Here is a 19,563-nt window from a genome sequence, read left to right as displayed (position 1 = left end):
TTGTTTATAATTTACTCAAAAAAAAATCGGCTACTAAAATAAACTGAACTGCGCATTTTCAACGGTGCGCTGCATTGGCAGGTGTCCCGGCATTGTTATATAATAAACGGGTGTTTCTTCAAACCGCGATGCTACAATAACCTCGGTGCCACGGGCATGTGTGTTAAATAAGTTATGCACCAGGGTTGGGCAATTGTTGTCTTTTGATAGGTGCGCCAGCAGCAAATGGCTCATCCAATCTGGTTTATGATCAATAAATAAAGCCAGAGCCTGTGTGTTTGAAAGGTGACCGTAACCACCACGTATACGGCGTTTTAAATGATAGGGGTAGCGCCCGTTTTCAAGCATTACCTCATCGTAATTGGCTTCCAGGAAAGCTGCATGGCACTGCCCAAAATGATGGATAACATTATCACATACCGAACCAATGTCAGTAAATACACCCACATTAATACCATCCGCCGAAACCATGAAGCTATGCGGCTCGACAGCATCATGCAGTTTTTTAAACGCGGTTATTGTTATTGCGCCAATGTTTATGGCTTGTTGTGCGTTAAACGGTTGCACCAGCGTTTCATTTAATACTAAGCCGCCATGCTTTAAAGTTAGGGATGTAATATAAACCGGGATGCTGTATTTTTTGGATAAAACCTCAACGCCGCGTATATGGTCCGAGTGTTCATGCGATACAAAAATGGCCCTTACTTTTTGCATGGAAAGGCCCAATCGCTTCATACGTGTTTCGGTTTCGCGGCAGGATATACCGGCATCAATCAACACGGCGTCGCGCTCGTTGCCAACATAATAGCAATTACCATTGCTTCCCGAATTTAATGAGGTTATATATAATGCCATCCGGTTACAAATTAACTTATTTTAAGTTAGCCTGCAATTGGATGTGTATAAATTTAACGGGTAAATTAAGCTGCAAGTTGTAGTTCAACCATTTCAATAAGCTCGTGGGTATCAAAAGGTTTATGCAGTACATCATTAGGTGCGCCTTTTTGTTTAAGGGCGTCATCAACATCATCATTACCCGAGCACATAATTACGGGTAATTGCCGGGTAGATCTGTTCAGCTTTAGCAATTTACAAACCTCGCGGCCGTCCATACCGGGCAGGGTAACATCTAATATAACCAGGTCGGGATGGCTGGCCATTACTGTATCCAACACCTTATCGCCGCGATAAAGTGCAATAACTTCGTAGCCTTTGGCAATTAATATAAATGTCATGATCTCTATCATAAACTCGTTATCATCCACAATCAATATTTTTTTAGCCATGACCTTATCTTTTACATTATATACAATGCAAAGCACATGCCATTAATTTACAGCGAGTTAAAAAATGCGCCCAAAAAAACGCCCTTTAAATAGGGCGTTGTAATTATAATTAACAGAAATATTAATAGCAGGGTTTGGGACCGGGTGTACTTTAGCCATTGCGGCCAACGATTGCAATACTATAGTATCCCTTTATCTTTTAATTCCTGGCGCTTCTCTTTTTCCTGGCGTTTTATTTCGCGTTTTTCCTGACGTATTTGTTTTTTTGTTTTTCCGGTGGTGTCAATATTATCTACTTTGCGTTTTACCTCTTCCTTTAATTTCTGATCTATTTTCTGGGCAACGGTATCTTTTTTGCCAAATAGCCGCTGTAAAAAAGTAGGCTTAGGTCTGTCTGGTTCAACATTAAGCAACGGTATAATATCGTCATCCGCGTCAGTAGCTTTCAGCATCTGGCTTGCTGTAACCGAGTCGACCGGGGCAACCTCGCGGCGCAAGCTCTCTTTAAGCCGCACACCATAAAACCCATACGCGGTACTGGTATCAGGTTTGGTTAAATATTGCCCGGCCATTAACCTACCCAGTGAGTTAAAATAATTAACAAGCCCAGGCCGTAATGATCCATCCGTTAAAAACGCATACAACCCTGTACTTGGCTTGGGCACAATACTGGCCAGGTAAATGCTTTGGCCCAAAGTAAGCTCGGCCGGGCTAACGCCAAAATAGTAGTTAGCGGCCTGCCGTATGCCATAAATATTAGGCCCCCACTCCACAATATTAAAATACACCTCCAGCATACGTGCTTTGGTCATAATATTATTGTTCTCTATCATCCACACTATCAATATCTCTTCAATTTTACGGGCGAGGGTTTTTTCCTGGCTCAAAAAGGTGTTTTTTACCAGTTGCATTGATATGGTGCTACCGCCCCGCTTAAACTTCTTTTCTTTAAAATCAGTAGCTAACGATTTACGAAGGGCCTCCTCTACAAAGCCGTGGTTTTTGTAAAAGGTAGGGTCCTCGGCAGTCATAACCGCGTTGCGCAGATCGGGCGATATTTCATTAAGCGTTGCATAGTCAGGGTTTTCGGGCCCGATGACGCGCGAAGGCAGCGGCTTGCCCTTTTTATAAGGCGTGTATATAAAGCTGCTGTTTAATTTACTCAAATTGGCTTTGCCATATTTAATGATCCTGAAATCGTCTTTACTCAGGCTCGAATCAAATTGTACATCGTCCGGGTGCGCGCTATCCAGGTATAGGTTAAAGCTATAATTAAGGTTACCCGCAACCTGTATCCCCTGAAAGGAATCAAACATCCCCGAAGGGAATGAATCAAAAACATCCTGTGCGGGCAACCAGCCGGTATTGAGCTTTAATTCATAAATTTTGCTGGGGCTAAGGGTATATTTAAGATAAGGGTGCGCCGTTAATTTTTTAAGGTGGATAACCGATGAGCTATCAACCGACACGTAGTTGCTGCCTACTACCAAATTAGCTTCAATGGCCCCGTTAGGTACCACCATATCCGACGATGATAACGCCTTATGGTTAATGAGCAAATTACTTACGCCAACATAACTTTCTACCCTGGTTTCGCCGTCGCTATGCTTTACATCATTAAGCTTAATGGTTAATTGGTCGAAATTAAGTTTAAGCTTAAATTTTTGCTGTATAAGCGGCAGCTCCACCTTTTTACCATCGGCATACCACTTTACGTCAATCTCTTTATCGCTGGGATACATGGTGCCTGCAAAATGCCAGGTAGCCGCGCCATCGTCAACTTTTATGGTTGATGTAAGGTCGCCACCATCAATAACCGCTTTTTGGGTAAGCAGCTTTACGCCGGTGGTATCGCCTTTATAGCTTATTAAAAAGTTATTTACCTGCATATTGTCAGGTATTTTATACAGCACCTGTTTAATCAAATTGTTGGCCAGTTCAGCCAGGTCAACCTTTGATTTTTGCGTGGTGGTATCCTTCTTCTTTTTAAAAAGGAAGTCGAAGTTTTTAACGCCGTTTATGTCGGTTAGGTTCAGATGACCGTCGGCCATATTCAACTCGGCCAGTTTAACATTACCAAAAATGAGGGGGAATATTTTAACACCTACATCAAATTTTTTGATGCTGAGCAGGCTATCGCGGTTTTGCGGTACAACGGTTATGCCATCAAAGGCTACGGTAGCCAGGCCGGTAAACCGTGCCGAACCTATTTGCACATCTAAATTATATTCTGTTTTTGCTTTTGCTTTGATTTTGGCGATGGCGCTTTGTAATAAAGCCTCGCGTTTGGAGTAGGCAACAGCGCCGCCTATAAGCATTATAACCAATAAAGTAGCGGTAACAATCCCGGCAATGCGGATATATTTAAGAGGAATACGGTGCATCAAAAAAAATTTAGCCAAAACTAATCAAATCTTATGCGTTACAAACGCTGGGATGGGTAAAATGTTTCCTTGCAGGGCTATAAACACGGTTTGTAATTTATCGCCACCCCATTTTATCATTACCATGACATTAGTTAACCCCTGTTTTAGTAAGTTTGTGTTTCTGATAAAATATGAGCATCACTAAAGAACAAGTTTTACAGGCCTTGGGCAATGTAGAAGAACCCGATCTGAAAAAGGATCTGGTTACCTTAAACATGATACAGGATATTGTTATTGAGGGCAATAACCTTAGCTTTTCGGTTATATTAACTACGCCGGCATGCCCCTTAAAGGCGCTAATTGAAAATGCCTGCCGCAATGCCATTGCCTATTTTATAAGTAAGGATATTGTGGTTACAGTTAATATGACATCGCGCGTTACTTCTCAAAAAAATACGGGTGTGCCTAACGTTAAAAATATTATCGCGGTAGCATCGGGCAAGGGTGGTGTGGGTAAATCAACCGTGGCGGTAAATTTGGCTTTAGGGCTGGCCGCATCGGGCGCTAAAGTGGGGCTGATTGATGCTGATATTTATGGTCCGTCAATCCCCATTATGTTTGGACTGGAAGGTGCCAGGCCGAAGGCCAGCGAGGTAGATGGCAAAACGCGCATTGAGCCTATTGAAAAATATGGCATTAAGCTGCTTTCGATAGGTTTTTTTACTGACCCTAACCAGCCAGTGCCCTGGCGTGGGCCAATGGTATCAACTGCGGTAAAACAACTATTTAATGATGCCGATTGGGGCGAACTGGATTACCTGGTGGTTGACTTGCCGCCCGGTACCGGCGATATTCATATCACCATAACACAAACATTCCCGGTTACGGGGGCAGTAATTGTAACCACCCCACAAAACGTGGCCCTGGCTGATGCTAAAAAGGGCATAGGTATGTTTATGATGGAGGCTATTAATGTACCCATATTAGGCATAGTGGAAAACATGGCCTACTTTACCCCGGCAGAATTACCCGAAAACAAGTATTATATTTTTGGACAGGGTGGCGGCAGCAAACTGGCGGCCCAGCTGGATGTACCCTTTTTAGGCGAGATACCGCTGGTAAAAAGCATCAGTGATTCGGGCGATGCCGGAATGCCTATTGTATTAAAAGATGATGGCGTTATGAGGGCAGCATTTATTGAAATGGGCAAAAAGGTGGCCCAGCAGGTATCTATAAGCAATGCAAAAGCCACGCTTGCCCAAAATGTTGTAAATAATTAATAACTTTACTTTATAATAATATAAAAATGAGCTTATTAGATGAGGTAGAAAAAGCTTTAGATACCATACGGCCGTATCTGGAAGCTGATGGCGGGAATGTTTCGGTAGAGGAGATAACCCCTGACAATGTGGTGCGCTTAAAATTATTAGGCTCGTGCGGGTCATGCCCCATGAGTATAATGACCTTAAAAGCGGGCATTGAACAGGCTATACTAAAGGCGGTGCCCCAAATAACCGGTATTGAAGCTATGAACCTAACGGATATTGACGACCCCAATGCCGTACTTCCCGAAAATTTACGTTAACTGTTAAGTATTGTTAAATTTATTTGGGGCGATGCGCCAATTGCGTATTTTTAAAAACTAAAATTTAATTTTATTGATTTAAACAACAGCGAGCATAAGCACAATGAAATATATATTGGGCATATTGTTTTTATTAATAACTACCTGTGTTTTTGCACAGGAGCGTGAAAGGCCGTTGGTGCAATTTACCGGTATTATAAATAATGCCGATAGCGCCCAGGTGATAGTACCTTATGCAAGTATTGTTAACTTAAACTACCACAATCAAACTATAACCTCTAATTACGAGGGCTACTTCTCATTTGTAGTGCATGAGCGCGATAGCATACGCATTACCTGTGTGGGCTACGATCCGGTAACCGTTGTTATACCGGATAATGTTACCAGCAAAAGTTTTATGATGCAGGTAATGTTAAAACCAAGGATATTTAATTTACCGGCCGCCAGGGTGTTTCCGTGGGCAACTGTTGATGAGTTTAGGAAAGATTTTTTAACCATGAAAGTGGCGGATGATGACCTGGCTATTGTGATAAAAAACCTTAACCGCGCAAGTAGGCAGGCTATGCAGCAAGGGTTGCCGAGAGATGGATCAGAAAGTATTGCCAACGATATGCACAACAGCGTTGTAAACTCGCATTCAATAACCAACCCACTTATAAACCCATTTGCATGGGGCGCCTTAATTAAACAAATTACTGATGGCGATAAAAAAAGGCAGGTTACTCAGGATGATGCCGGCTACAATTTTTAACGGCCCTTTTTAGCCGCGGGGAATTTCATTTTATAATCAACACTCACATTTCCTTTTGCAATATCATTTAACTTTTTTTCCAGCAGACGTTTACGCAGCGGGGTAAGCTTATCGGTAAACAACTTCCCTTCAATATGATCATATTCATGTTGTATGATACGTGCCGCCATGCCCGAAAAAGTTTCCTCATAATGCTTCCAGTTTTCATCATAGTATGATATTTTAACGGTCTCTTGACGGCTAACATCTTCCCTTACATCGGGTATACTCAAACAGCCTTCGTTAAACACCCATTCCTCGCCGTTTTCTTCCAGTATACTGGCATTTATAAATACCTTTTTAAAATCCTTTAACTCGGGTTCCTCATCATCAAAAACAGTAGCATCAACCACAAATAACCGCATAGAAAGACCCACCTGCGGCGCTGCCAAACCAACACCACGGGCACCGTACATGGTTTCAAACATATCGGCAACCAGCGCTTTAATATGCGGGTATTCTGCAGGCTCAATAGATGGTGCTTTCTTTCTTAAAACCGGATCGCCGTAGGCTATGATAGGAAATTTCATGCTACAAAATTACATTAAATTTTTGTGTGTAAAAAACCCAGCATGTCATTTCAAGAAAGACCAAAATAATCAAAGCCTATCAATCCTTCGGCTCAAAAAGCAGGGTTATCATTTGCTTATCATCCAGTATCTCGTTGCTTATCTTCAATAACTGCTCGGTGGTTACGGCGTTAATTTTTTCAAATATTTGTTCAAGGCTGTCCACGGTGCCCAGGTCAAGCAGGCTTTTAGCCATGGATATAATCAGGCTCATGCGGTTCTCTTCGGCCAGGGCTATTTGCCCAATAAACTTTTGTTTGGCCTGATGCAACTGCAGGACGCCCAGTTTATTATCGCGTAGCTTTTTAAGCTCCTTATTTACAAGTCGCATGGCTTTGTCCGTTTTTTCACTATCGGTACCAAAATAAATAGAGAACATGCCGGTATCTGTTAACGAGGTATAGTTAGACTCTACAGTATAAGCAATGCCATGTTTTTCGCGTATCTCCATATTTAAACGGTTGCTCATGCCCATACCACCCAGCAGATTATTTAACAACAACAAGCCATATTTATCCGGGTGCGATGATGAGTAGGCCTGCCCGCCCATAACGCAATGCGTTTGCGATATGGGTTTGGCCATAACTATTTGCGCGGCGTTATTAACTGCCGGCACAATACGGTTTTTTGAGGTATAGTTTGGTGTTATGCCGCCAAAATATTTATCGGCAAGTTTAATTACTTTATTAAATGTATAATCGCCATACACCGCAAAAATCATTTCGGCGGTATTATAGTTGGCGGCCATAAATTGTTTTATATCATCAACGCTCAACAAAGCAACGCTTTCGGGCGATCCTAAAATATTTTTACCGATGGGATGGCCCTTAAATAGGATATCCTCAAAATCATCCTGTATGGCTTCTTCAGGCTGGTCAAGGTACGATGCTATTTCGTCCAGTATCACACCGCGTTCTTTTTCCATCTCTTCCTGCGGGAATGTAGAATGAAACAAAATATCCTCAAACAGATCAATGGTACGCTCCAAATGGGGTTTAAGTAGCGAGGCGTGTACGCAAGTATATTCTTTAGTGGTGTAAGCGTTTAAATCAGCACCAACCAGTTCAAGGCGGTTAAGTATTTGTGACGTGTTGCGCCGGGCGGTTTCTTTAAATAGCAAATGTTCAATAAAGTGTGCCAGGCCTTCTTTGTGTTCCTGTTCGTCCCTTGATCCGGCATTTACCAAAAAACAGCAATGCGTTATGGGCGAAGGTGTGTATTTATACATTATCCGGATACCGTTAGATAAAGTATAGAGCTGATAATCTGTCATGAAAAGTAAAGATAAGTATTTTATGCAGGCCCTATGATCATAAACAATTGGCAGTAGTATCAAAAAAGTTCACATGTTTATTTAAATTCATTAAAACATTAACAACCATCTAAAAAAAATTTCTTAATAGAAAACGACATTTTTTGATATAAAATCGAAATAAAAAGGAGTAAAAATTAGATAAATGCAAATAAACCCTGTATTTATTTTAAAAAATGCATTATTATTCATAACATTGATAAAAATTAAGCGTTTTTGTTAAATAAATCACATAAAAAAACGAGAATTTTTTAATAAAGCATAATTTATAACGCATTTTTTATATATTAAATGAAGTATAGAGGGCCGGCTCTTCTTGTTTTATTCATTATTTCGGTTTTTTCATTCCGGAATCAACTCTCGTTGGAGCAAAAGGCCTCACGACACAAGGAATATCACGCCTGCGAATTAAGGGAAAGTACCAACAGGCTCCCAGTCAATAACAGCCGTTTATTGATCAATGAAAACGCGCCAACACAAGTATTAAATACACGTATAGCACGTACCGTACATTTTCTAAAATCAAATTCAATTATTACAAGCACCATTTTAGGGGTGTGCCAATATTTAAAACTCACCTTTTATACCAGCGACGACCCCTTTATTCCGTCGACTGAGTTATTGCTCTTTCCTCATCATACTTTTTGGTAAAACATTCGGTTTTTAATCCGCGCTTGATATTTGCGGCTTATTTTTAATAAGTTTGTTGCAACCTAATGCGCTAACTACTTATTTACTGAATGTTTTACCAAAAAAAACTTATATGAAAAAGTTCATACCTTTTGCCATACTTATTATTGTGGTTATCCTGGCGCTTATATACCCGGGTAACAAAGTCGCGGTACATGCCGCAACCACCTATGACAAGGCTGATATAGCCTGGATGCTGATATCAACCGCCCTTGTATTATTGATGACCCCCGGCCTTGCCTTCTTTTACGGCGGTATGGTTAGGAAAAAAAATGTTATTTCAACCATGCTTCAAAGCTTTGTATGTATGGGCCTTATTACCATAATATGGGTAGTATTTGGCTTTAGCATGGCTTTTGGCGATGATGTTGGTGGCATGGGATTAATTGGAAACCCCAGCTCATTCTTCATGATGCAAAATACCCTGGGCGTAGCCTGGCTGGGTGGAACCATCCCGGTTATACTATTTGCTATGTTCCAGTTAAAATTCGCCGTTATTACGCCGGCACTTATTACCGGTGCGTTTGCCGAACGTATACGTTTCAATTCGTATTTAATTTTTATCACCTTATTTATAATTATTATTTATATACCATTGGCACACGCCACCTGGCACCCTGAGGGTTATTTCTTTAAAATGGGTGTTTTAGATTTTGCAGGTGGTACCGTTGTACACATGTCTGCAGGTTGGGCCGCTTTGGCCTCCGCATTATACCTTAAAAAGCGTAACGAAGTGCCCGAATCACATGCACCGGCCCGTATCAGTTATGTAATATTGGGTACAGGTTTACTTTGGTTCGGTTGGTTTGGTTTCAACGCGGGTTCGGCATTGGGCTCGGGAGAATTAGCGGCCACGGCATTAGCTACTACAACTACCGCGTCGGCAGCTGCTGCCATGTCATGGATATTCTTTGATATTTTACAAGGCAAAAAACCATCGGCCTTAGGCGCTTGTATTGGCGCGGTTGTAGGCTTAGTTGCTGTAACACCGGCCGCCGGTTATATCACCGTATCAAGCTCGTTAATAGTAGGTATTGTGGCTGCTGTTGTAAGTAACCTGGTAGTTATTTGGAGAAGCAAAACAAACATTGACGATACTTTGGATGTATTCCCATGCCACGGTGTAGGTGGTATGGTGGGTATGTTAATGACCGGTATTTTTGCTACAAAAAGCGTTAATCCCGCCGGAGCAGATGGTTTATTTTATGGCGAAACCAGCCTGTTTGTTAAACACGTTATAGCATTGATAGCCGTATCTGTATTTGCGTTTGTTGGTTCGTATATTTTATTGAAAGTAACTGACCTGATAAGCCCGCTACGTGTATCAATAGAGGACGAACTTGTTGGCCTTGATGTAAGCCAGCATGACGAAGAATTGTAAAGCCTGAGGCAATGATTCCTTCATATTTTCTCCGAGGTAGTTAGCGGAGAGATGCTTTTACGAACTTTTAGGCCCCTCACTTTCAGGGTATGGAGGATCATTGCCTCAGACTTCCCTGACGTGTTGAATTGGTTAAGTATTTTATGATCTGACAATACGTTTGTACTAAGCTATGCCCTTAAAGGCATAGCTTTAGTATTTTTTATAGGGGTGCATATACCTGTTTAGTTAAACATTTTTAATAAGTTTGATCTATACCGGCACCGCCATGAAAAAGATCATCCTAATTTTTGCAGCAGGGTATTTATTATTTACACCTGCCGTATTTGCACAAACAGTCCGCGTGGCAGCGGCAGCCAATTTACAGGCCGTAATACAGGCTTTACAAAAAGATTTTAAAGCAAGATCGGATATAGAGATTGAGCCGGTTATTGGTTCGTCAGGAAAGCTGGTGGCACAAATTAAAAACGGCGCGCCGTTTGATGTTTTTTTATCGGCTGATATGGCCTTCCCGCAGGATCTGTATAAAAATGGTTTTGCATTGCAACAGCCCCAAATTTATGCCTACGGCAGTTTAATTATTTGCAGTAATAAGGACATTGGTTTTGAAAACTGGCCCCGCACGTTATTAACCGATCGCGTTAAAAAAATAGCCATAGCCAACCCCTCTATTGCGCCATACGGAAAAGCTGCACAAGGGGCCTTAGCCAGCAAAGGCATTTTAGATGATGTAAAAAATAAAATTGTTTATGGCGAAAGCATATCACAGGTAAATACCTACATAACCACAGGTAATGTTGAAGTTGGATTTACCACTCTGGCTTTAATTATGGACCCGGCCAACAAAACCAAACTTTACTGGAAAGCCATCAACCCTAAAATATATGAGCCTATTGCACAAGGTGCGGTAATTATAAAAGCCACGGTCAATAAAGCAGCAGCTCTGAAATTTTATGGCTACTTGTTTGGGGCCGACGCTAAAAAAATATTTGCTCAATTTGGCTATCACGTAAAATAAAAACGTATCAACCTTGACAGACCTTTCTCCTATATGGCTTACGTTAAAACTGGCTGCTATTACTACGTTATTGCTGCTTATAATTGGTTTGCCCGTAGCCTGGTGGTTATCGCGTGGCCGCTCTGTTATAAAAACAATTATTGAGGCTATTATTACTATGCCGCTGGTGCTGCCCCCATCGGTACTGGGCTTTTACCTGTTGCTGGCTTTTAGTCCGCAACGCGGTGTGGGCAAATGGCTGCAGCAAACATTTGATGTGCAGTTTGTATTTTCATTTAAAGGGTTGGTGTTGGCCTCGTTTATTTACAGTATGCCGTTTATGATAGCGCCGGTTAAATCGGCATTGCAGCAATTGCCGACCACATTGGCCCAGGCATCATATACCCTGGGTAAAACGCGGTGGCAAACATTTATAAAAGTATTATTGCCCAATATTAAGCCATCATTGTTTACCGCATCGGTATTAACCTTTGCCCATACCTTGGGCGAATTTGGTGTAGTGCTCATGATAGGCGGCAGCATCCCCAATGTTACCCGGGTAGCATCCATAGCGGTTTATGATTCGGTTGAGCGGATGGATTATGCATCGGCCAATACTTATTCGCTGATATTGCTTTGCATTACATTTATTATGGTGATAAGCGTTTTTTTATTTAATAAATATCAGGCTAAAAGTCCGTTAGATTAAAAAAATGATAAGCATCGACATAGAAAAAAACCTTAAAACTTACCAGGGCAAAAGGGTGCTTAAAATTTCCAGGAATTTCCCGGCCGGAAGTATTACTAAAATATATGGGCCGTCCGGGGCAGGTAAAACCACCTTTTTAAAAATTATAGCCGGATTGGTTACACCAGAAGATGGCAAAATTGTAGTTAACGGGACTGTTTGGTTAGATAGCGTAACAGGTGTTTCATTGCCGCCGCAAAAACGAATGGCGGGTTTTGTTTTCCAGGATTACGCGTTGTTCCCTAACATGACCGTGCGCCAGCATTTAGAATATGCTACGGACAATACTAACTGGATAACCCGTTTATTGGCTATTGGCAAATTGGAAACGTTGGACCAACATAGACCCGAATATTTATCAGGAGGGCAGCAGCAGCGACTGGCGATATTAAGGGCGCTGGCGATACGCCCCAAACTGCTTTTAATGGACGAACCATTCTCGGCACTTGACGCTGAAATGAAACAAGCGCTGATAGCCGAACTAAAAATAATATTCAAAGAGTTAGGCTCAACCGTTTTAATAGTTACACATAACCCGCAGGAACTGGATGAGTTAACAACAAGCGGACTGTTAATTGAATAACAGCCCGCCTGTTTTATTATAATGCCGCAGATAATGATTTTATGGAAGGCCTGTTCCTAAAATCTTTATCAAAGTGTACAAAAACTAACTTGCCGCTTTTATTAATGATATACGTAGCGGGTACAGGTAATACATGGTCGGTATTGCCGTTGTTTTTTTCTATGTCAACCCCGTTATTTTTATATTTAGTAAACAGCTCGGTATCCATCACATAGTTTACATCATAACTTTTCATGATCTTATACCCCTTGTCCTGTATCATTGAAAAGGATGCATGAGTTTTATTAATGGTTTTGTTGATGTTTTCGCCGGTTTCGGGAGTCACACCAATTACATAAGCGCCTTTTGATGTAAGCAGCTGTAACGAATCCTGAAGGCGCTGTATATATTTATTGCAATAAGGGCACCATTGGCCACGATAAAAAAACAATACAATTGATTTATGATCTTTTAAAATGCTTTTCAGGTCTATTGTTTTACCTGCGTTATCCGTAGCGGTAAATAGCGGCGCGGTATCTCCCTTTTTTAAGCCGCTTTGAGCCCGTAGTTGTATCGCGCTGATTGTTATAAATAGTATAAGTAATAATTTCTTCATGTTTGATGTAGGGTTAATTTAAGGAGAGGGCTTTCCTCTCCTTAAATTGGGTTTTACATTTTACTGTCAGACATTTTGCTGTCCATCTTTTTGTCCATCTTGCCTGTTGACATTTTGTCTTTAGACATTTTGCTGTCCATTTTCTTGTCCATCTTGCCTGTTGACATTTTGTCTTTAGACATTTTATCCATTTTCTTTTTGGACATTTTTCCTGTATCACTCACCGCGTTTGGAGTAAATGAACTTGCCTGAACAGTTAAATTAATGCCGGCAACAAAGGCAGCGGCAACGATTAGTTTTGAAATTGATTTCATTTTATGTTGGTTTTTACGGCTTAGTCGCACGTAAAACCACAACCTTACAAAAAAATTATTTTTTATTTAGTTCGTCTTCAATACGGTGCTGCATATCGTTTTTAAAATCATCATCCAGTTTCAAATCCGGTTGCCCCTTGTTTATTAAAAGCTGTTTCACCATGGTGTTTATAATACGGCTTTGTTTGTTAAAAAGCTTACATACCGAACAGCCATAAAAATGAATATGCAACTGAATTTTTTCGCGCAGCGTGATCTTACCAATCAGCCTTTTTTCTATCAGGTAAGTTGCCTCCCGGCAGTTATATATGATATTTCGTAGTCTGCTCATATTATATCCAGTTTTTTTGAAGGCAAGCCCTCAGGTTAACTTTAGCGCGGTGTATGATCACCCAAAAATTTGAATCGGTGACTTTGAGTTGTGTGCAAATAACATTGGTCGGTTCGTCATCAATATGCTTCATGGTAAAAACCGCCAGCCATAAGGCGGGGAGCTTTTGCATACATTTTTGCAGTATCTGGTTAAATTCTTTATCATGCAGTGGGTTATGGTCCTCAACGCCAAAATGTCTGGGCTGATGGTCTTCGCGCCAATGGCCATCTTCCTCAAAAAACTCCTGCATTTCATGAACTTCCTTATGCTCGCCTGTTGATATTAACCCGGAAGATCTTTTACGATAAACATCAACTATTTTGTTTTTTAAAATGGCAGTTAACCAGGTGCGTTCGCTGCTTTTTCCTTCAAATTTATCAAGGCGCTCTAATGCCGCCAAAAATGTTTCCTGTACAAGGTCGCGGGCCTGCTCTTCGTCATTAATTCGACTAAGCGTATAAGCGTACATATAGTCAGCATGGTTGTTTACCCATTGGTGCGGGTTAATAGTTTGGTCAGGTAGCATTTGGTTAAATCATTTTGTATTATAATTATTTAGTCGCAAAAAAGAGTAAAACCTTACAATGGTTTATTAGTCAAATAAATCTATTAAATTTATTGTAAGGTTTTGATTATTGCCCCGACTAATTGCGTAAATATCAAACCCATACTTATTAAAATGAAGACCATTAAAATATTTATGATGAGTGGTGCGCTTGCCATAACCACATTCATAACCACATCATTTATCAATTTAAAGCCGGTATACAAATCGGCTATAAACAAAGTTGCGGCTCCCGGTTTTGCCGTTGTTGAACTTTATACATCCGAGGGCTGTTCAAGCTGCCCGCCTGCTGACGAACTGGTAGCTAAGATACAGAAAGAAGTTACTGACCAACCGGTTTATATTTTGGCGTTTCATGTTGATTACTGGAACAGGTTAGGCTGGAAAGATGTGTTTAGCGATGCCGCTTACTCCAAACGCCAGGGCGATTACGCCAGATACTTAAAGATAGAATCTGTTTATACACCCCAAATAGTGGTTAACGGAAAAAAGGAGTTTGTAGGTTCGGAGGAAGGGACTTTACGCAACGCTATAAAAGGGGCCTTACAAAGCCAACCGGCTGCTAAAATAGTTTTAAGCGATGTTAAAACAATGGGAAGGCAAGCTACCATACATTATGATGTTGATGGCAATACCGGCAATACTACACTGCTATTCGCATTGGTTGAAAAGGCGGCAAGAACTATGGTAAAAGCCGGCGAGAACTCGGGCCGTGCACTATCTCATGTTCAAATTGTGCGTAACCTGCAAAGTATCAACCTAAACAAAGGTAAAAATGGCGTAAGTAATGTAACTTTACCTAACGGAATAAATACCGGCAACTACGAAATAATTGCCTTATTACAAAATACCATAACCGGCGAGATCAGTGCCGCTGCAAAGACGGCTTTGCCACCGGTAGCGATATAAATAGTACCATGAGAAAGATCAAGGAAAAACATCCGTTAGTCATGAGGTGGACCCACTGGGTAAACTTCCCCATCCTCACCATTATGATATGGAGCGGAATGCTGATTTATTGGGCCAACGATACGTATTCTATCACCCTGTTTGGGCATAAGTTTTTTGGATTTTTCCCGGAAGGATTTTATAAAGCGCTTAATATCCCCCATCGTTTGGCCGAGGGCATGTCCTTCCACTTTTTATTTATGTGGGCGTTTACTATAAACGGTGTTGTTTATATGTTGTACACCTGGATATCAGGCGAGTGGCGCGAGCTGCTGCCCAATAAACATTCATTTAAAGAGGCCTGGCTGGTTTTGCTGCATGACCTGCATATACGCAAAACCGTCCCGCCGCAAAATAAATATAACGCGGCGCAGCGCATAGCCTATACCGCAATAATTATAATGGGCTTCGGATCGTTAATTACGGGGCTGGCCATTTATAAGCCGGTACAGTTTTACTATTTAACCTGGCTATGCGGCGGTTACCATTTTGCACGCATCCTGCATTTTGCACTAACTATTGGTTATGTTTTGTTTTTTGTGATACATATTGTACAGGTTATACTGGCCGGTTGGAATAATTTTAGCTCGGTTGTTACCGGGTTTGAGGTTGTAAATAAAAAAGCGGATGGAAAAGAATAAAGCTGAAAAGCAACTCACAGATAAACAAATAAACAGGCGCACGTTTATCTCGTTCGCTACTTTTTTGGGATTGGGTGGTGCCGCGTACGGTGGCTGGCGATGGTTGTATAAATCACCCGTAGAAACAACGGGAATTACCGCCGGGGCACATGCGCCATTGCGCCGTGCGCTTAATAAAACCGAATTATTTTTCCGAAACTTTTTTAGCAACAATCACCTGGTTAAAACCTACCCCAAATCAATGGCGGCCAAAAAGGTTAGGTTTAACAGCGATATTGGTATAGAAGAAGAAAAGCCGTTTGATCTTGCACAATGGAAACTGGAAGTTAAGAAAGCGTCAGGCGAAAGCACGTACGTAACTTTGGATGAACTAAAGGCATTGCCTAAAACCGAAATAGTGTATGATTTTAAATGCGTAGAGGGGTGGGACCAGATATCGTACTGGGGTGGCGTTAAGTTTGCCGACTTTATAACACACTACGGGCTGGATAAAGAAACCCAACTACAATATGTGGGTATGGAAACCCCCGATAAAACTTATTATATAGGTTTAGACACGCCAAGTGCTATGCATCCCCAAACCCTGCTGGCTTATGAGATGAACGAGATGCCATTACCTGCAGAACATGGGGCACCATTACGCTTAATAATTCCGGTAAAATATGGCATAAAAAACCTGAAACGTATTGGCAGCATCAGCTTCAGCAATACCCGCCCACGCGATTATTGGGCCGAATTAGGGTACGATTATTACTCGGGTTTATAAGTTACCGCTTTTAAAAAGCGCTCAACAGCGTAGGTAGATAGTTGTCCGCCCGGTCCTTTTATAGTATAGTCAAACCCGTGGGTGGCCCAGGGCAGCCGCAGCCAAAAATGTTTAACACCGTTTTGCTGTAGCTTTTCGTTCAGTCGGCGGCTATGTTCATAAGCAACCAATACATCGTTAGCACCATGCAGTATTAGCGTTGGCGGCGACTGCCGACTAACAAACTCAATAGGCGAACTGGCTACATAATTTTGAGGCACTTGTTTATACGTACCGCCCAGGTAACGCTCCATTACCGCGCGCGAGTCCATAACCAGTGGTTTTGTTGGTGCTGAGTACCCCCAAACCATATCTGCCGGGCCGTAAAAATCAATTACGCCTTTAATGTTTTTATCATGCAGGGTATAGGCAGCAAGCAAGGCTATCTGTGCGCCGGCAGATCGGCCCAGCAAAACAAAGTTATTGGTGTCGATTTTTAAATCGGTAGCGCGGGCTCTTAAAAACTTTAGGGCTACTTGCATATCCTGAATAGGCGCGGGGTTTTTATATTTTGGTGCGAGGCGATAATTTATAGATGCAACATTATAACCGTGCTTGCTCAAATAACTGTTAAGCTCTGGCAACTCTTTACTGTCGTCATTACTCCATGACCCACCATGTACTACAATTACACAAGGTGCAGTTTGATGAGATTGTGAAGGGTAATAGTCAAGCGTTAGGCTGGTATCGGCATAAGTTACATAGGGAAGTGTTTTATATTTTACCATTTTGGTACTGCCGAACATTTTATAAACATTAAACGGGTGACTATTACCCGATAAAATGCTACCGGGGCCTAATGCACTGGTAATTTGCGATGGTATATCCCCGGCAATTATATTGGCTCTCACAATGGGTAATAATAATACAATAAGCGTTATTACCCCAACTACGGTGCCTGCCAGGCTGTATTTGTTTACCCAGGCGGCCAAACTTAACAAGGTTAATGTTAGGGCAATAAATACCCACGGAAACTCGGTAACACCCACAGCCAGCTTCCATAAATGATAGGTTGGCGCGCCAAATAATCCTAATAATGATATAGCAAATAATAAGCTTAAAAGAGTTAGCCGTACCATGCGTTTAATTTATACAATGAATAATTTGTAATTTACGGCAATAAATCAACCCATAAAAACCACATAAAAATATCATTAATACCAATACGGTTTACATCGCCTTGATTTTTACATATTAACAACATTTTTTTATATAAACTTGTACCCTCAAGGGGCCCCGGCCCATATACATTATATTAATGAACGAAGATTTTTACCGGCAAATACTAAACAAACAGCAGCAAATAGAGGCTGTTCCGTCTAACGAGTCTATTACCGAATGGGCCACGCGGGTTATACGTTTATTGTACCCGGAACAATCAAAAAAAATATTTACCTCTGTTGCGCATTTACAGGAGGAGTTTAAATCTCTTGAAAACGAGCTTTGCGAGATAATGAACGCTACCAAAGCCTGTAACAACTGTAATAGTGAAAAACTGGCCCAGGCATTTTTTAATGAATTGCCCGATCTGTACAGGTTGTTAAACACAGATATACAGGCCATTTTTAACGGCGACCCTGCTGCCCGAAGCGAGTTTGAGGTGATACGTGCCTATCCCGGTTTTTTTGCCATTTCATTTTACCGGATGGCACATGCCCTGCATAAATACGAAATACCTTTAATACCGCGCATACTTACCGAGTTTGCGCACTCAAAAACGGGTATTGATATACACCCGGCCGCTCAGATAGACGAATATTTTTATATCGACCACGGCACCGGTACTGTTATTGGCGAAACCACCCAGATAGGTAAACACGTAAAGCTATATCAGGGGGTTACCCTGGGCGCGCTAAGCGTTGCCAAAAGTATGGCCGATACCAAACGACATCCAACAGTTGGCGACAATGTGGTTATTTATGCGGGCGCTACTATTTTAGGGGGCGATACCGTAATTGGGCATGATAGTATAATTGGGGGCAATGTTTGGCTAACCAGTAGTGTTGCGCCAAAATCTACCGTATATCATACACCCAGGATAAAAGTATTAAAGAAGGAAAAGCAACAGTAATATGGCCGGAATATTAGACCTGATAGGCAACACACCTATGGTTGAGATAACAAAGCTTAATCCCAACCCTAACGTAAAAATATTTGGTAAGCTGGAGGGCAATAACCCCGGCGGTAGCGTAAAGGACCGTGCGGCTTATAACATGATAAAAAGCGCCCTGGAACGTGGTGATATTAAGCCGGGCACCAAATTGATAGAAGCTACCAGTGGCAACACAGGCATAGCTTTAGCTATGATAGCCGGTTTGTTTGGATTGGAGATAGAACTGGTATTACCATCAAACTCAACCCGCGAACGTACCCTGACCATGGAAGCCTTTGGAGCAAAAGTTACCTTGTTAGAAGGCATTGAAAAATGCCGCGACTACGCCGAAGAAAAGGCAGCGGGCGATGATTTTTTTATGCTGAACCAGTTTGCCAACCCGGATAATTATTTGTCGCATTATAAAACAACCGGGCCGGAGATATGGCGCGATACCGAACAACAAATAACCCACTTTGTAAGTGCCATGGGCACTACCGGTACCATTATGGGGTGCTCCAAATTTTTTAAGCAAGTTAATTCGGCTATTCAAATTGTAGGCTGCCAGCCTACAGATGGCTCATCCATACCCGGCATTCGCCGCTGGCCCGAAGCCTATATGCCTAAAATATTTGATGCAAAAAGGGTTGACAGGGTTATGGATATATCCGAAGCAGAGGCTACAGCCATGACGCGCAAAATGGTTAAACACGAAGGTATATTTGCCGGTATGAGCAGTGGCGGTGCGTTATCAGCAGCTATACGTTTGGCTGAGGAACTTAAAGAAGGCGTTATTGTATTTATTTGCTGCGACCGCGGCGACCGGTATTTGAGTAGTGAGTTGTTTGGGTAAATACCATACTACTGTCATTTCGAGCATAGCGAGAAATCTATGAAGCGGCATACGCATGTGTATGGATTTC

At 41.7% G+C, this 19,563-nt stretch carries 22 protein-coding genes; 12 read left to right on the top strand and 10 right to left on the bottom strand.

Annotation, left to right across the window (positions count from 1 at the left end; genetic code table 11):
• Positions 1 to 33: 33 nt before the first annotated feature.
• The 3 genes from ABI367_RS05365 to ABI367_RS05355 form a co-directional block, all read right to left on the bottom strand.
• Positions 34 to 855 carry an MBL fold metallo-hydrolase gene (locus ABI367_RS05365; protein ID WP_462231577.1) on the bottom strand — a complete coding sequence of 274 codons (822 nt, stop codon included), beginning with the start codon at positions 853 to 855 and terminating at the stop codon, positions 34 to 36.
• 65 nt (positions 856 to 920) lie between these two features.
• Complete coding sequence (locus ABI367_RS05360; protein ID WP_462231576.1) at positions 921 to 1,286, bottom strand: response regulator; 366 nt, start codon at positions 1,284 to 1,286, stop codon at positions 921 to 923.
• Between the two features lie 179 nt (positions 1,287 to 1,465).
• Complete coding sequence (locus ABI367_RS05355) at positions 1,466 to 3,688, bottom strand: transglycosylase domain-containing protein (RefSeq protein ID WP_462231574.1); 2,223 nt, start codon at positions 3,686 to 3,688, stop codon at positions 1,466 to 1,468.
• Positions 3,689 to 3,843: 155 nt separating this feature from the next.
• Here ABI367_RS05355 and ABI367_RS05350 point away from each other — a divergent pair, with 155 nt between their 5' ends.
• The 3 genes from ABI367_RS05350 (at position 3,844) to ABI367_RS05340 (ending at position 5,988) form a co-directional block, all read left to right on the top strand.
• Positions 3,844 to 4,932 carry an Mrp/NBP35 family ATP-binding protein gene (locus ABI367_RS05350; protein ID WP_462231572.1) on the top strand — a complete coding sequence of 363 codons (1,089 nt, stop codon included), beginning with the start codon at positions 3,844 to 3,846 and terminating at the stop codon, positions 4,930 to 4,932.
• 26 nt (positions 4,933 to 4,958) lie between these two features.
• Positions 4,959 to 5,237: a NifU family protein gene (locus ABI367_RS05345; RefSeq protein ID WP_462231570.1), complete on the top strand. Its 279-nt coding sequence runs from the start codon at positions 4,959 to 4,961 to the stop codon at positions 5,235 to 5,237.
• Positions 5,238 to 5,340: 103 nt separating this feature from the next.
• The gene (locus ABI367_RS05340) at positions 5,341 to 5,988 is read left to right on the top strand and encodes a hypothetical protein (RefSeq protein WP_462231568.1); all 648 of its coding nucleotides are present in this window, start codon (positions 5,341 to 5,343) and stop codon (positions 5,986 to 5,988) included.
• On the opposite strand, the gene def is transcribed toward ABI367_RS05340, so the two are convergent.
• Both def and ABI367_RS05330 read right to left on the bottom strand, forming a co-directional pair.
• Positions 5,985 to 6,557, bottom strand: coding sequence for a peptide deformylase (def, locus tag ABI367_RS05335; RefSeq protein ID WP_462231566.1), 573 nt, complete (start codon positions 6,555 to 6,557; stop codon positions 5,985 to 5,987). The genes ABI367_RS05340 and def overlap by 4 nt on opposite strands.
• A 79-nt stretch (positions 6,558 to 6,636) precedes the next feature.
• Positions 6,637 to 7,869, bottom strand: coding sequence for a M16 family metallopeptidase (locus ABI367_RS05330; protein ID WP_462231564.1), 1,233 nt, complete (start codon positions 7,867 to 7,869; stop codon positions 6,637 to 6,639).
• A gap of 802 nt (positions 7,870 to 8,671) precedes the next feature.
• Here ABI367_RS05330 and ABI367_RS05325 point away from each other — a divergent pair.
• The 4 genes from ABI367_RS05325 (at position 8,672) to ABI367_RS05310 (ending at position 12,307) form a co-directional block, all read left to right on the top strand.
• Complete coding sequence (locus ABI367_RS05325) at positions 8,672 to 9,979, top strand: ammonium transporter (RefSeq protein WP_462231562.1); 1,308 nt, start codon at positions 8,672 to 8,674, stop codon at positions 9,977 to 9,979.
• 268 nt (positions 9,980 to 10,247) lie between these two features.
• On the top strand, positions 10,248 to 10,997 hold the full coding sequence (gene modA / locus ABI367_RS05320) for a molybdate ABC transporter substrate-binding protein (protein WP_462231560.1): 750 nt from the start codon (positions 10,248 to 10,250) through the stop codon (positions 10,995 to 10,997).
• Positions 10,998 to 11,010: 13 nt separating this feature from the next.
• On the top strand, positions 11,011 to 11,685 hold the full coding sequence (gene modB, locus ABI367_RS05315) for a molybdate ABC transporter permease subunit (protein ID WP_462231558.1): 675 nt from the start codon (positions 11,011 to 11,013) through the stop codon (positions 11,683 to 11,685).
• 4 nt (positions 11,686 to 11,689) lie between these two features.
• Positions 11,690 to 12,307, top strand: coding sequence for an ATP-binding cassette domain-containing protein (locus tag ABI367_RS05310; RefSeq protein WP_462231556.1), 618 nt, complete (start codon positions 11,690 to 11,692; stop codon positions 12,305 to 12,307).
• Between the two features lie 16 nt (positions 12,308 to 12,323).
• On the opposite strand, the gene ABI367_RS05305 is transcribed toward ABI367_RS05310, so the two are convergent.
• From ABI367_RS05305 to ABI367_RS05290, 4 genes are read right to left on the bottom strand one after another with little or no spacing between them, the layout of a single operon-like run.
• A complete protein-coding gene (locus ABI367_RS05305; RefSeq protein WP_462231554.1) occupies positions 12,324 to 12,902 on the bottom strand; it encodes a peroxiredoxin-like family protein in 579 nt (192 codons plus the stop codon).
• 53 nt (positions 12,903 to 12,955) lie between these two features.
• A complete protein-coding gene (locus ABI367_RS05300) occupies positions 12,956 to 13,216 on the bottom strand; it encodes a hypothetical protein (protein ID WP_462231552.1) in 261 nt (86 codons plus the stop codon).
• 55 nt (positions 13,217 to 13,271) lie between these two features.
• Complete coding sequence (locus ABI367_RS05295) at positions 13,272 to 13,547, bottom strand: hypothetical protein (protein WP_462231550.1); 276 nt, start codon at positions 13,545 to 13,547, stop codon at positions 13,272 to 13,274.
• A gap of 1 nt (position 13,548) precedes the next feature.
• Positions 13,549 to 14,115, bottom strand: a complete 567-nt coding sequence (locus tag ABI367_RS05290; RefSeq protein ID WP_462231548.1) for a sigma-70 family RNA polymerase sigma factor — start codon at positions 14,113 to 14,115, stop codon at positions 13,549 to 13,551.
• A 153-nt stretch (positions 14,116 to 14,268) separates the two neighbouring features.
• Between ABI367_RS05290 and ABI367_RS05285 the strand changes: the two genes are divergently transcribed.
• From ABI367_RS05285 to ABI367_RS05275, 3 genes are read left to right on the top strand one after another with little or no spacing between them, the layout of a single operon-like run.
• Positions 14,269 to 15,063, top strand: coding sequence for a DUF1223 domain-containing protein (locus ABI367_RS05285; RefSeq protein ID WP_462231545.1), 795 nt, complete (start codon positions 14,269 to 14,271; stop codon positions 15,061 to 15,063).
• 8 nt (positions 15,064 to 15,071) lie between these two features.
• A complete protein-coding gene (locus ABI367_RS05280; protein WP_462231543.1) occupies positions 15,072 to 15,743 on the top strand; it encodes a cytochrome b/b6 domain-containing protein in 672 nt (223 codons plus the stop codon).
• A complete protein-coding gene (locus tag ABI367_RS05275) occupies positions 15,730 to 16,509 on the top strand; it encodes a molybdopterin-dependent oxidoreductase (protein WP_462231541.1) in 780 nt (259 codons plus the stop codon). The genes ABI367_RS05280 and ABI367_RS05275 overlap by 14 nt, the downstream gene beginning before the upstream one ends.
• Here the strand turns inward: ABI367_RS05275 and ABI367_RS05270 are convergent.
• Positions 16,494 to 17,627, bottom strand: a complete 1,134-nt coding sequence (locus ABI367_RS05270) for an alpha/beta hydrolase fold domain-containing protein (RefSeq protein ID WP_462231539.1) — start codon at positions 17,625 to 17,627, stop codon at positions 16,494 to 16,496. The two genes, ABI367_RS05275 and ABI367_RS05270, sit on opposite strands and share 16 nt — an antisense overlap.
• Before the next feature lie 179 nt (positions 17,628 to 17,806).
• Here ABI367_RS05270 and epsC point away from each other — a divergent pair, with 179 nt between their 5' ends.
• Both epsC and cysM read left to right on the top strand, forming a co-directional pair.
• Positions 17,807 to 18,619, top strand: a complete 813-nt coding sequence (gene epsC / locus ABI367_RS05265) for a serine O-acetyltransferase EpsC (RefSeq protein WP_462231537.1) — start codon at positions 17,807 to 17,809, stop codon at positions 18,617 to 18,619.
• A 1-nt stretch (position 18,620) separates the two neighbouring features.
• Positions 18,621 to 19,493, top strand: coding sequence for a cysteine synthase CysM (cysM, locus tag ABI367_RS05260; protein ID WP_462231535.1), 873 nt, complete (start codon positions 18,621 to 18,623; stop codon positions 19,491 to 19,493).
• The last annotated feature ends 70 nt before the right edge of the window (positions 19,494 to 19,563 follow it).

The organism is Mucilaginibacter sp., from assembly GCF_039935595.1.
Classification (GTDB): domain Bacteria; phylum Bacteroidota; class Bacteroidia; order Sphingobacteriales; family Sphingobacteriaceae; genus Mucilaginibacter.
Note: the sequence above shows the minus strand (reverse complement) of the source record. Positions and strands in the feature narration are given on the sequence as shown.

Excerpts from the sequence above, each read along its gene's own strand:
- ABI367_RS05365 (WP_462231577.1), bottom strand. The coding sequence starts at position 855 with ATGGCATTATATATAACCTCATTAAATTCGGGAAGCAATGGTAATTGC.
- ABI367_RS05360 (WP_462231576.1), bottom strand. The coding sequence starts at position 1,286 with ATGGCTAAAAAAATATTGATTGTGGATGATAACGAGTTTATGATAGAG.
- ABI367_RS05350 (WP_462231572.1), top strand. The coding sequence starts at position 3,844 with ATGAGCATCACTAAAGAACAAGTTTTACAGGCCTTGGGCAATGTAGAA.
- ABI367_RS05345 (WP_462231570.1), top strand. The coding sequence starts at position 4,959 with ATGAGCTTATTAGATGAGGTAGAAAAAGCTTTAGATACCATACGGCCG.
- ABI367_RS05340 (WP_462231568.1), top strand. The coding sequence starts at position 5,341 with ATGAAATATATATTGGGCATATTGTTTTTATTAATAACTACCTGTGTT.
- def (WP_462231566.1), bottom strand. The coding sequence starts at position 6,557 with ATGAAATTTCCTATCATAGCCTACGGCGATCCGGTTTTAAGAAAGAAA.
- ABI367_RS05330 (WP_462231564.1), bottom strand. The coding sequence starts at position 7,869 with ATGACAGATTATCAGCTCTATACTTTATCTAACGGTATCCGGATAATG.
- ABI367_RS05325 (WP_462231562.1), top strand. The coding sequence starts at position 8,672 with ATGAAAAAGTTCATACCTTTTGCCATACTTATTATTGTGGTTATCCTG.
- modA (WP_462231560.1), top strand. The coding sequence starts at position 10,248 with ATGAAAAAGATCATCCTAATTTTTGCAGCAGGGTATTTATTATTTACA.
- ABI367_RS05310 (WP_462231556.1), top strand. The coding sequence starts at position 11,690 with ATGATAAGCATCGACATAGAAAAAAACCTTAAAACTTACCAGGGCAAA.
- ABI367_RS05305 (WP_462231554.1), bottom strand. The coding sequence starts at position 12,902 with ATGAAGAAATTATTACTTATACTATTTATAACAATCAGCGCGATACAA.
- ABI367_RS05300 (WP_462231552.1), bottom strand. The coding sequence starts at position 13,216 with ATGAAATCAATTTCAAAACTAATCGTTGCCGCTGCCTTTGTTGCCGGC.
- ABI367_RS05295 (WP_462231550.1), bottom strand. The coding sequence starts at position 13,547 with ATGAGCAGACTACGAAATATCATATATAACTGCCGGGAGGCAACTTAC.
- ABI367_RS05290 (WP_462231548.1), bottom strand. The coding sequence starts at position 14,115 with ATGCTACCTGACCAAACTATTAACCCGCACCAATGGGTAAACAACCAT.
- ABI367_RS05285 (WP_462231545.1), top strand. The coding sequence starts at position 14,269 with ATGAAGACCATTAAAATATTTATGATGAGTGGTGCGCTTGCCATAACC.
- ABI367_RS05280 (WP_462231543.1), top strand. The coding sequence starts at position 15,072 with ATGAGAAAGATCAAGGAAAAACATCCGTTAGTCATGAGGTGGACCCAC.
- ABI367_RS05275 (WP_462231541.1), top strand. The coding sequence starts at position 15,730 with ATGGAAAAGAATAAAGCTGAAAAGCAACTCACAGATAAACAAATAAAC.
- ABI367_RS05270 (WP_462231539.1), bottom strand. The coding sequence starts at position 17,627 with ATGGTACGGCTAACTCTTTTAAGCTTATTATTTGCTATATCATTATTA.
- epsC (WP_462231537.1), top strand. The coding sequence starts at position 17,807 with ATGAACGAAGATTTTTACCGGCAAATACTAAACAAACAGCAGCAAATA.
- cysM (WP_462231535.1), top strand. The coding sequence starts at position 18,621 with ATGGCCGGAATATTAGACCTGATAGGCAACACACCTATGGTTGAGATA.